The organism is Ruminococcus sporogenes (genome assembly GCF_054655175.1).
In genome coordinates, this window is record NZ_BAAHOA010000004.1 from 148,128 (window position 1) to 160,099 (window position 11,972).

At 43.0% G+C, this 11,972-nt stretch carries 11 protein-coding genes; all 11 read right to left on the bottom strand.

Going from position 1 to position 11,972, the window contains the following annotated elements; all coding sequences use genetic code 11:
* Positions 1–213: 213 nt before the first annotated feature.
* The 11 genes from ACYQ0N_RS13605 to ACYQ0N_RS13655 all read right to left on the bottom strand — a co-directional run bounded on the left by ACYQ0N_RS13605 (position 214) and on the right by ACYQ0N_RS13655 (position 11,943).
* Entirely contained in the window at positions 214–948 is a 735-nt protein-coding gene (locus ACYQ0N_RS13605; RefSeq protein ID WP_460163007.1) for a glycoside hydrolase family 25 protein, read from the bottom strand.
* A gap of 17 nt (positions 949–965) precedes the next feature.
* On the bottom strand, positions 966–1,733 hold the full coding sequence (locus tag ACYQ0N_RS13610; RefSeq protein WP_460163008.1) for a TatD family hydrolase: 768 nt from the start codon (positions 1,731–1,733) through the stop codon (positions 966–968).
* Positions 1,723–2,787, bottom strand: coding sequence for an LCP family glycopolymer transferase (locus tag ACYQ0N_RS13615; protein WP_460163009.1), 1,065 nt, complete (start codon positions 2,785–2,787; stop codon positions 1,723–1,725). Before ACYQ0N_RS13615 ends, ACYQ0N_RS13610 begins: the two co-directional genes overlap by 11 nt.
* A gap of 163 nt (positions 2,788–2,950) precedes the next feature.
* Positions 2,951–3,505 (bottom strand): SLOG family protein, encoded by a 555-nt coding sequence (locus tag ACYQ0N_RS13620; RefSeq protein WP_177532678.1) that lies wholly within the window; start codon positions 3,503–3,505, stop codon positions 2,951–2,953.
* Between the two features lie 173 nt (positions 3,506–3,678).
* The gene (locus tag ACYQ0N_RS13625; protein ID WP_177532679.1) at positions 3,679–4,689 is read right to left on the bottom strand and encodes a carbohydrate ABC transporter permease; all 1,011 of its coding nucleotides are present in this window, start codon (positions 4,687–4,689) and stop codon (positions 3,679–3,681) included.
* 12 nt (positions 4,690–4,701) lie between these two features.
* Positions 4,702–5,586, bottom strand: a complete 885-nt coding sequence (locus tag ACYQ0N_RS13630) for a carbohydrate ABC transporter permease (RefSeq protein ID WP_177532680.1) — start codon at positions 5,584–5,586, stop codon at positions 4,702–4,704.
* Positions 5,586–7,940, bottom strand: a complete 2,355-nt coding sequence (locus ACYQ0N_RS13635) for a DUF5696 domain-containing protein (protein WP_460163010.1) — start codon at positions 7,938–7,940, stop codon at positions 5,586–5,588. The genes ACYQ0N_RS13630 and ACYQ0N_RS13635 overlap by 1 nt, the downstream gene beginning before the upstream one ends.
* A 29-nt stretch (positions 7,941–7,969) precedes the next feature.
* Positions 7,970–8,599 carry a Yip1 family protein gene (locus tag ACYQ0N_RS13640; RefSeq protein ID WP_177532682.1) on the bottom strand — a complete coding sequence of 210 codons (630 nt, stop codon included), beginning with the start codon at positions 8,597–8,599 and terminating at the stop codon, positions 7,970–7,972.
* A complete protein-coding gene (locus ACYQ0N_RS13645) occupies positions 8,599–10,095 on the bottom strand; it encodes a hypothetical protein (protein ID WP_177532683.1) in 1,497 nt (498 codons plus the stop codon). The genes ACYQ0N_RS13640 and ACYQ0N_RS13645 overlap by 1 nt, the downstream gene beginning before the upstream one ends.
* A gap of 31 nt (positions 10,096–10,126) precedes the next feature.
* The gene (locus tag ACYQ0N_RS13650; RefSeq protein WP_177532684.1) at positions 10,127–10,999 is read right to left on the bottom strand and encodes a carbohydrate ABC transporter permease; all 873 of its coding nucleotides are present in this window, start codon (positions 10,997–10,999) and stop codon (positions 10,127–10,129) included.
* Between the two features lie 11 nt (positions 11,000–11,010).
* Positions 11,011–11,943 carry a carbohydrate ABC transporter permease gene (locus ACYQ0N_RS13655; protein ID WP_460163011.1) on the bottom strand — a complete coding sequence of 311 codons (933 nt, stop codon included), beginning with the start codon at positions 11,941–11,943 and terminating at the stop codon, positions 11,011–11,013.
* Positions 11,944–11,972: the final 29 nt, after the last annotated feature.

Genomic DNA, 11,972 nt, shown 5'->3' on the forward strand with positions numbered 1-11,972 from the left:
TTCCGGACACTGTTAAAGGAGGGAAACAGCGCTCAGCAATTATGAAGAAAATGTATATCAACGCCTTAAAAGACGGAATTTTTGGTCTGCCTTTCAAGGGAAGGCAGTAAACCTTATCTATACCATCAATATTATTTTTCCTTTGCGGTATGGTTATATTATATCGGCTTTTTATGAAGAAAATATAGTGTAAATACGAAAATAATGTGAAAATTAACCGCAATAATTTTCAAATTCCTCCATACTTCCATTGAAAACATTAAGGTCTATATATTTTTCAATACCGTCATAGCCGTCAAGACGTCCTCTGTCGCAATATTGCCAGAACGTCCAATCCCTCCCGTCCGAAAGCTCGGCTCTTGTATAAATACTGCGTATCCAAATATCATTATCTTCAAAATGTCCCCTTATATAACGATTATAGGTGGTTTTCGTAGCGTAAATTATCGGAGTCAAGCCATAGCGCTCTTTCAGCGCGGAAATCAGATCATTCAGATTCTGCCTTGCCTTATCTTCGTCGGGAGGATCGCTTCCATTTCCGTTGTAATATTCCACATCAATTACCGGCGGCAGCATATTCTCACGCTTTTCCACAACGCTTATATAGTTTTCCGCCTGCGTTTTTCCCGGACTGTCAAAGCTGAAAAAATGATATGCTCCGATCCTGATTCCGGTATTACTTGAATTTTTATAGTTTTCAATAAAATATTCGTCTACAAAGCCGCTGCCCTCAGTCGCTTTTATAAATGCAAAGCTGATATTCTGAGATTCAAGTTCTCTCCAGTTTATTTCACCCTGATAAGATGAAACATCAACGCCTCTGACCGGATAATCTTTTTTTGAAGGAGTATTCAGCCATATTATACCGTTATACCACAGTACGGCAAAGATATAAAGAATGATACCGGCTATAACCACGACGATCATCAGTTTATGACGTTTTCTCACACGTTATCCTTTCAATTTTAAATTTCGAAAAATTCAAGTGAATTTTTATAGGTGACGTCCAGTATCTCCTGAGGTGACGCTCCCTTGATCTCCGCCGCCTTTAACGCGGTTCGCTCAATCATACTGCTGTCACACCGCTTTCCTCTGTAAGGCTCTGGAGCCATATAGGGACAATCCGTTTCAAGCATAAGCTTTTCCATAGGAACCTCTTCTAAGGCCCTTAAAGCCTTTTTCGCATTCTTAAAAGTCAGAACGCCGGTAAAGCTTATATACATTCCAAGAGAAATAACCTCAGCGGCTATTTCCGGAGAACCGCTAAAGCAATGCATAACTCCCTTGGGACGGTATTTACGCAAAATCTCCATAGTATCCCCGAAAGCGTCTCTGGAATGGATAATTACAGGAAGTCCTAACGCTTCGGCAAGCTCAAGCTGCTCCTCAAAAAGCTTTATCTGACGTTCACGGTTATAATTCTCATAGTGATAATCAAGACCTATTTCACCAAGCGCTTTTATCTTATGTGAGGAGCTCAGAAGCTTTTCAAGTCCGGACAAATATCCGTCGGAAGTAAAGCTCTCCGATTCAGGGTGTACGCCGCAGGCGGCATACGCATAATCATAGGCTTCTGCTATTTCAACGCATTTATACGAATCCTCCATATTTGAGCCTACCGTTACAATACCCGACACGCACTTTTGAGGAAGCGATTTCAAAAGTCTTTCACGATCATTATCAAATGCGCTGTCAGCATAATGCGCATGAGAATCAAAAATATTATTCAGCATCGCTGTCGCCGCCTCTTGTTTCAGGGATCATAGGCTGAAGCGTTTCCTCTTCATTTTTCGGAGAAGTTGCTTCAACCGTAAAATACTGTGAAATCTCCTCTATAAAGGATGAATCCAGAACAAACTTATCGGCAGTCTGAGTTCCTGAGGGCGTTACAAACTTAGCCCTGTCGGAAACCGTTTCATCTTCCGAAGGATCGCTGTATTTCATCATAAATTTGATAGCATATTTTTTATCCTGATAATCAAGCGCTGAAATATCAGTTTCATTAGCGTTTACCATTGTTTCAAACGTATTGTCAAGGTTATCCGCTATCCTTGCGCCGTTAGTCTGGTTAACCATAGCCGTCAGAAGCGAGGCCGCTGTGGAAACACGCTGTATTTCTCCGCCGCCGTAGCCTCCGTAGCTGATAACCTTTTCAATCTGGTCCGGTCCAAGATACTGCAAACCGTCAGTCTGAGAGAATCCTTCTATTTTTCCGGGAAGCGCAAAATTTACTCCGCCCATTATATTGCAAAGCTTCTGAAATGATTCCGACTCAAAAACCATATAGCGATCTACGGGTATTTCAAGCGAAAACTCCGCCGCCGCCTTTACCTCCGCCGCTCCGCCGGATTTATAAATTTCAGAAATCGTTTTATTCTGTTCGCCCGCTATCATATTTTCCGGAAGTCCTATAAACACCATCTGCTTATGGACCGGCATAGAGCGCATAAGCATAAAAGTATACTGCTTAGGATAAATTTCCTCCTCTTCCTCCTCAGAAACCTCCCAGTCATAAGTTTCTTCGTCGTCGGAACTCTCCTCTGACGAGGAGCTGTCGGAACCTTCATCCGGAACGTCGATACTGTCGCTGAGATCGAGTACGAACAATATAGTATGACTGTCGCTGTCAGACAGCGAGCCTGCCTCGTTATTCATCGTCAGAAGCGAAGAATTGTCACTGTCAATTTTGTCATAAATAATCATTGTTATACCGCCTATTATTATAAGCGATATTAAAAACGTCAGCAGAAACGGAATAGCAATACTTCCTGATCTCTTTTTTTTCATGATTTATGGTATCTCCTTTCACAATATGCCGTTTAAAACGGCGTTTCTTTTTCTTTTATACATTTTTGTAATGTTGTATTCAAAATGTTGAAAACTATGTTGAAACGGTTGAAAGTTTTTCCGCGTGCGGACATTCCATATAGTCAATCGGCATTTTATACAATTAATCAAACATAATTCGTTTATTTTTCTCTACATAACCGCTTGCCGACGCAATGTCCGACACCTTTATCACCGACAGCTCCAGGCCTTTCCTTCTGGCATAGGCTATAGTCTGCCCCGTACCGCTTTTATAATCGTCAACCACTCCTATAAGGCAGGAGGCGTTATCAACCATAAAACGATTGCGTATCTTATAACAGTCTCTGGAATAGCTGTCTGAAACGCATATTACTTCATACGCCTTTTCAAGCACATTATTCAGCGACCAAAGATCCGCGCCCTTAAATACGCTCCCATGTTCGGGATACGGCTTAGCGCAGATAAGCTTTATATTAGGAAGCTTCTTCTGAATATCAATTACTGATTCAGCCGCCCACAGATCTACGCCCCTGGCAAGGCCGGATATAAAATATTCATATCCTGACTGTGCGGCAAGATAAATACGGTAATAAAGCATGCTTTTTATCATATTAAGAAGACTGTTATTCATTTCCCCGTATCCGGGCAGCTTTTCCGGACGGTGCCCTGTAAAACAGACTGATTTTTCTTTTGTCATTATTAAAGCGTTCCTTTCGATAAGACGAAATAAATATGAGTTTATATTATGATACTGAAAAAGTATAACATAATTTAATGAAAAATTCAAGACGGCGGAATATATTTTCATAAAGCTATTAAAAATAAATGATAAAAAGAAAAGGAGCATGGTCAGCCATGCTCCTATAAAATTTATCCTACGAGACCTGATCGTTCTATACCCTCTGTAAAATATTTCTGCAAAAACGCATACATAATCAGTATAGGCAGTATCGAAATAAGACAGCCTGCTTCCATCCAGACAATCTGCTCTCTGAATCCGGCGGCGCCGCCCATATCCTTAAGAATCGTATTATTCAACTGCGTTCCAAGATTCTTTAGCATCAGAGCAATAGTCGTATTACTTGTAAAGAATGTTGAGCTTACATAATAATCGTTCCAATACCACACTACCGAAAAGAGAAATACTGTAAGGAAAGACGACAGAGCGTTTGGTATCATAATCTGTACAAACGTCCTGAGCGGACCGCAGCCGTCCAGATAAGCAGCGTCCTCAAGCTCTTTCGGCAGACCCTTAAAGAACTGTCTGAAAATAAATATCATCAGTCCCGAACGTATTCCGTTTCCGGTCAGCGCAGGAAGATACATCGAAAGCGGATTGTTTATAAGGCTCCAATCCGGATTACCGAGAAAATTCCTGAACTGCTGATACTGCGGTATAGCAATAACCTGAGACGGGACAAGAATCATCATCACCACGATGGCGAAAAGAAGTCCCTTCCCCCTGAATTTAAATCGTGCGAAGCCGTATCCGGCCAAAGCGCAGGAACATACCTGCACCAGCGAACAGCCTATATTCAGAAAAAGCGTGGTCTTTAAAGTTTCCCAGAAATTCATTGCATGAGCAGTTTCCTTGATAACCTTAAGAGTCAGGTTTCGGGGTATCCACATAACCGTTGGATCCGTCATATCGGAAGGATCCCTGAACGCACAGCTTATCATATAAATCAGCGGATAAAGTATAACAAAACATAATCCGAAAAGAATCAGGAATCTGAAAAACGGCCATACCTTTTCTATAAGCGCCTTTCTTCTGAGATAGGCAATTTCTTTTTTGCTCATTGTGGCCATACGGATTTTCTTAGCTTGTTTTTTGGACAATCCGTTGCCGATAATTTTTTCTTCTTTAACAGCCTCCGCCATTGCCTACCCTCCTTAATCTACCTCGTAATAAATAAATCTGTTTACTATCGCAACAATTATTCCAAGCGCTACTATAACAATTCCGAAATAAGCCCACGCCATTGCTGCCGAAATTCCGTACTGCCAGTCCTTCTGCATTGTAAGAACTCTGTCCATTACAAGATTGCTCGGATCGGTAAAGGAATCTATAATAGTGAAAATCAAATTTGCAAGTATCATCGGACTTACATAGGGGAAAGTGATCTTCCAGAAATATTCCCAAGCCGTAGCGCCCTCCATCTGTGCGGCCTCCTTTGCAGAAACCGGAATATTCTGCAAAGCCGCAAGAAATATCAGTATCTGTATTCCGGCATTCCAGACGAGACCAAATATATCGGTGGTTACAGTCTGTATAGTCTGGGTAAGCTGATCGCTTATCCCGTAAATTCCTAAGAATTCCAGAAGCTCGCCGACAAGGTCGGTTTCAAACATTGTCGAAAACTGGGTTGCGCCGCTGTTTCCGCTTGTAGCCATATTTCCCGTTATAATATTATAAACCGGACCGGTTGCGATAATTACCGGCAGGAAGAACACTGCCCTTGCAAAGCCCCTGCCTTTAAATTTCTGATTGAGCATAACGGCTACAAAAAGAGCAAATATAAGAATAAGCGGAGTTTTCATAGCGGTTGTCTTTAAAACAGAAACCAGTCTCTCGGCATATACCTCGTCTCCGAGAAAAGCCTGCTTGTAATTATCCAGTCCGACAAAGCCGCCGAAAACGTTTCTCTCAATATCCCGGAAGGAATAGGTGAACGATTTTATAAGGGGGACTATAAAGAAAAGCACTGTTCCCACAAGCCAGAGCGCTATAAAGCCGTAGCCGTAAAGACTTTTTCTCTTCTCATACGCTATCTTCATCAGTTATTCAGCGCTCCTTCCCCTAAAAAATCATCAAGCATGTAAACCGTTCCGTTTACATTTATTTCTCCTGTAGAGATATTTATTTTTGTTACAGTTCCGTTTTCATAGGAGGTTGTAATAACGTCTCCGTTTGTTTCATAACCGGTTATTCTTTCGGAGGCCGTTCCGCCGAGTACCTTGCCGCTAAGCTCGTAGCCCCTTGCCGCGGCTTCTGTCCAGTACTTATAATTTGCATAGAAATAAATATCGTATACGGTATCCTTCAGCTCGTTGGTTTCCTTGTAAAGCATATCGTAATTGAAATTCGAGCCTGTCGCCAGCGCCTTCAGCATCAGCGTCTTATAATCGGCGCTTCCGTTGACAGCTTCTGTTGAATAAGGCTTAAGACCGTGCATTGCGACCTGATAAAAAGGTACGTCCTCATCAAAAATATCAAATTCGCTTGAGGACATAGGAACATTCGTAATATGATCCACACTTGAGAACGAATAAGCGTTGGCTGTATCCGCCAATATCGAACCTACGCCGTTTTTCACTTTCTCATAATTTCCCTCAAGAATAGCCATTGTGTCGTCTCTGGAAAGAGTATTTTTGCCGTAATCTCCGTATAGAGCGGACGTCATATCTCCCAATGAAACTCCGGTAAGACCTTTTTCGGAATAATTTTCAGTCAGATCCGAATAAATATCGTCAAAAGCCGACGGAGATAGAAGAGAAACAGGATCGTAGAATGTGCTCTGTACTCCGTAAGCCCTATCGTAGGTCAGCAGTCTTGAATAAGAACCGGAAACTCTCGTAGTTGTTTTAGTAAATGTGAAATAGCCCTGACCGCTTATGAATCCTTTATTATTTACGGCAGGATACAGGGAGATATTATTTCCTTTAAGATAATCGGTAAATTCCTCAAACGCACTTTTACCGCCCAGTACCCCCGCCGGCTTCGCCTTATAATCCACCTTGCCCGCAATTCCCGCGTTAGTCCAGTTGTCATAAGTCAGGACCATATTATCGGCGCCGCAATTTTTCAGTTCTTCAACTATTTCCTTCGCCTGTTCAAACCCGGTAATCTCAGTTTTCATCGTAATCGGAAAGCCCAGTATTGATTTCTGCTTCTCAACACCGCCGTAAAGATTTATATAAAGCGAAGGATCGGTTAAACCTGAGCCTGTCACGCCCTCATCCTTTTCAAGATAATCCCTGTATTTAAGGGCAATGTCCGTAAACGTAACATCGTTTCCGGAAACAGGATAATATCTCAGCTCAATATTATCGGTTTTTATTTTACCCTGTTCGAAAACAGTAAACGCGCTTGCCTCTCCGTTCATTATATAGGTTTCCGATCCTCTGAGCATGAACGTAAACCCGCACACGTTATAGCTGCTTTTTGACTGTCCGCTTACGCTTGCCTCAAGCGTCGCATTTGCGTCTCCGGAATGTATCGCAACAAGCGCGCCGTTCTTTCCGCCCTTTAAAATGCCGTAAACAGGCATATAAACCTTTTGCGTCACGGCCGGCTTTGTTTCAGGAACGGCTGATATATCTGATCCGTAAACCTTTGACATATAGCTTTTTGCGGAAGTCTTTCCATTATTGAAATTAATAAGCGCGCCGCTTCCGTCCGGTATAACGAAGCTGCCCTCCTCGTCGTCGAGAGCCGCGCCAAAGCTGTTGAATACGGAAATTGAGGTCAGCAGACTTCCCGTAGCCGAGGAAATGTCCTCCTCTTCAATGTTTTCGACGTCTACCCTGACATTGAGATAATCCTCGCATAGCGTATATTCAATTGGAATTTTCGCTCCGCAGTCCTTGAAATTATAAACGACCTTAACTCCGTTATCTATATTCGATATCTTTACCGTCGCCTTGTTTGCCGATCTTAAAGTCTTGCTGGTTCTGTCCTTTGGAACGCCGTAAGTAACCACGACAGCCGAAGCGAGCTGTCGCCTAAGCGAATTTGTCGCTCCCGGATCGCCGTATGCGTTAATCGGCGCAGACCACCATATATAGCCCGTAGATTTATTTTTAATCGCAAACAGATTTCCTTTTTCCTTGGGATTAACGCCCTTTTCCTGCGCTTCGTCCGAAACGTCGGTGCAGGCGTATAGCTGATAGCCGTCGTTTTCGCCCACAAGCTCCATTGTGGACAAAGCTTCTTCTTCGGTACGCTCGACGAAATCCTCGTCCACCTCGTCAGGAACGGCTTCTTCCTCGTCCCCGCCGGCCGTTTCAGCGTCGCCGGCAGCAGCGTCTCCGCCGGCAGCGTCCTCCTCATCGGCGTAAACTGAAGTTACAGGCGCCATCAAGGCAAGAACCATCGCACCGATTAAAAGCTTTTTGAATTTATTATTCATCAATATTTCACCGCCTTTATCACGTTAGCTTAAACCTTGATCCTGTAAGCTATTTCTGTATAAATCGAATAACCGAACACATATACCTGCTGAAGCAGAGAAAGCAGAAGAACAAGCAGGAATAATATTATCAGCATAGCGGCAATGGTCAGTATTATAGCAAAGACCGTTTTCATAAAAGAATACTGGTGAACCGCTTTTATCGCGGAAAATATCAGTATAACAGTCCAACCAGTACCGATTATCGAAACCGCCTGAATAAAAATATATTCGTCTCTCACAAGAACATGCGACAAAATTGTATTAATATAAATCTGCGCAATGTAAGGTATCATAGCGTAAGCGCTGTAAACGCATATATTTTTAAGACTTCCTTCACCGTCAAGGAGCGTACAAACCGCCCAGTTTGCAATAACCCATGTGCCGAATATTATAAAGCTCTGAGTTATATAAGGAATAATGTTGAACATCTTGTCATAGCTGACATAATATTGAAAGCCGTAAAGACGGTTATAGGCTATCTGCGCAAAAAACAGCAGCACTATAATAAGGAAAGCGTATTTAAGCGAACCCGCCTTTTTCCAGCGGAGATCCTCAAATCCCTCAAACGGATGAAAAACAGCATGCTTTACAAACTGCTTCTGCGTAAGATCCAGCATTATTCTTCACTCTCCTTCTTAGCCCTTTCGGCCTTTTTCTTTTTTCGAACCTTTACCAATACTACCGATCCGATTATAACGACAGCGGCTCCTCCGATTATCCAAGCGAAATATTCCTTCAAGAAGTCCGAACGCCAGCCCTCGAAAGCCTTGTTGTAAATGCCTGCTGCGTCCGCCATTTTTGCGTATTTCATAGCGGATTTATATTCGCCCTTATTAAGCATCGCGCTTGCTATTCCTATATAAGCTCTTCGGTAATTTCCGTCTCTTTTCAATATCTCGTTCCACGGATCGAGAGCCTCTTCATAATAGCCTCCGTTATAAAGGCTTACCGCCTCATGAACTATTTCACCGAATTCCGTTTCAACAAAAATCGTAACCGTAGCTTTTGTCTGGTCCAAAACGTATATATTATCGTCCATAGTTTCCAGCGCCGAGGGCCTTGTAAAGCCTCCGAGCTGATCCGCCTTTGTTCCTATTATAAACATCAGCCACAGCTCTTCGTCATACTGAAAAACTCTGCCTGTCGCAAGATCAAGGCAATTGATAGTTCCATCCTCGCTTATGTCTATATCCACAAGCTGAGTTTCGTCGACCTTGACGCTGGAGCTTATAGCCATAGACGGATAATCGCCGATATATATTTCATAATCTGCAAACAGATTATCTCCGCTGGGACTAAGCTTTTTCACTATATCGGTAGTCTGAGTCGTAGACTCCGTAGACGTAAAGATAAAGCCCTCGGAATCTATGTCGAAATTAGAAAATCCGGCCGGAACGCTTCTCCTTCTCTTAGCCCTTGCCTCGTCCGACAAAATAGCATTCCAGAAATAATTAGCTAAAACCTCCGAAGTAGCTTCGACTCTGTTTGCGCCGTAATAGCCTATAAACGCTCCTTCGCTGTCGAACATAGCGGCTCCGCTTGTGACGTTATTCAGGACAACATATATATTTCCGGCTTTATCAGCCAGAACCTTCTGAGGAAGAAACGTAAGATCCTGATTAAAGATTTCAGATTCCGGCTTTGTTATTTCCAGATTTATATTTCCGTCGGCGTCGCACCTTATTACTCTTGCATTATCATTATCCGCAATATAAAGCATACCGTCGGTATCTGAAACAAATATTCCCTTTGGGTTTTTAAGCGTTGTTTCCGTTCCGTCCGCGTACCTGAACGTGTCAAGAATTTTCAATACGCGCCTGAATTCAGAATCAACTATCACTATACGGCTGTTGCCGGTATCGACAATATAAAAATTATTATCCGCGTCTTTAAAGAGATCGCTCGGATCCTTGAAATGACCTACGCCAAGATCATCTCCGGAAACGGCTCTGTCCGCGATATATCCGGCTTGCGAGGGAATCGGCTCGCCCCACCTGTCGTAATTATAAACGTCGTAGGGTTCCTCGGCGCCGACCGACAATGCCGAAACATTTCCAATCATAAGCACACCCGCAAACGCAGCCGCAAGAAATTTTTTTAAGCCTTTGCTCATCTTAATTCTCATCCTTTCTGCATTTGCCGGTTTATTCCTTGATACCGGAGTGCGCCATTGTTTCAATTACGTTTTTCTGAGCCAGCATAAATATTACTATCGGCGGAACCAGCATGAACACCGCCGCCGCGGCCGCTACTCCCGCTCGTGCAAGACCCGCCATTGCGGCCTGCTGAACAACTGTAGGAAGAGTCTTAAGCGATTCATCGTAAACGAGCGTACCGCCCTGTATATTCCATGCCGCCTGAAACGCAAATATAATAAGCGTCATCAGCGCAGGCTTCTGATTAGGCATAACGATCTTCCAGCAGATAGTGAACATATTCGCTCCGTCCACCTTTGCCGCCTCAATCATAGCGTCGGGCATAGTGCTCATAGACTGGCGCATAAGGAACAATCCCATAGGCGACGCAATCGAAGGAAGTATCAGCGCCCAGTATGTATCTATCATATTAAGCTTAGCCATGACGATATACTGCATAATATATATTACATTACTGGTATACAGAAGCGATATAACAATAACGCTGTTTATAACCTTGCTGCCTGGAAAGCGGCATTTGGCCAGTACGAACGCCGCCATAGAAGCGACTATGCACTGTGCAAGGGTTACGGTTACCGTTACAAATACGCTGTTGAATACATAGCGTGAAAACGGCACCCACATTTCACTCATAACGCTGAACATATCCCGGAAATTATCCAGCGTAGGACTTATCGCATAAAGCTTAGGCGGAAAAATAAACAGCTCCTGCACAGGCTTTATAGACATGACTATTGCAAGATAAATAGGCAGCGCCATGAATAATCCTAAAATCAGCAGAAAAATAAATATGCCGATGGTTCCGCCTATTCTTTTTCCGGCCTGCTTGCTTGACGCTTTCATACGTTTGGCATCAGTCATTTATTTCCCTCCTAATCCATATATTTGCTGAGTACCTTGCTTATAAGCCTGTTACAAACGTACATGGCTACAAACAGTACCATACATATTGCCGACGCATAACCCATCTCATACCTGACCCAACCGTAATCGTAAGCATGGGTCATAATTGTATGAGCCTTGTAATCCGTACTCGGAAAACCTACGAGATTCTGAGCAACGGTTCCGGCAGTAAACGAACCGACTATCTGCATAACGGCGGCAAACATGAGCTGAGGTCCCATAGACGGTATCGTGATATAAATAAGCTCCTGCCAGCGGTTTTTTATACCCTCTATAGCGCCCGCCTCATACTGAGAACGGTCTATATTCTGAAAGCCCGCGCGAAGCGCAAGAAATCCCGCACCCAAGCTTATCCACATCTGGACGACGATCGTAACCCCCAGAATTGTATTAGCGTCTGTCAGCCACTGAACAGGCGATGAAATAATACCGAGATTGAGCAGTATCGAATTCATATAGCCGTAAGAGTCGCCGCTGAAAATTATCTGCCATATCGTATATATATTAGCCATTGACGGCGCATAGAAAACCAGTGTAAATATAGTTTTAAGTCTTGGGTGAAGCTCGTTTATAAGCCATGCCAGCACAAAGCAGAGAACATAGCTTATAGGTCCCGTAAAGAGAGCGAATACGAGCGTTACCCTTATAGAACTCATAAATATCTTATCAGATAGGAATAACGTATAAAAGTTTGAAAGTCCCACATATTTAGGAAGCTGAACCATGTTAAAATCCGTAAAGCCCATAGGGACAGACATAACAACCGGTACAATTGTAAATATCAGGAAAAATATCATAAAAGGCAGCATCATAAGATAGCATTCCTTATTTTGCTTGACAGCAAGCCATGTCTGGCGTCTGCTTTCTTTTTTGTCCCTTTTACCGATAGCGGCTGAATCCAAATTGTAACCCTCCTTATTTTATAATTTCA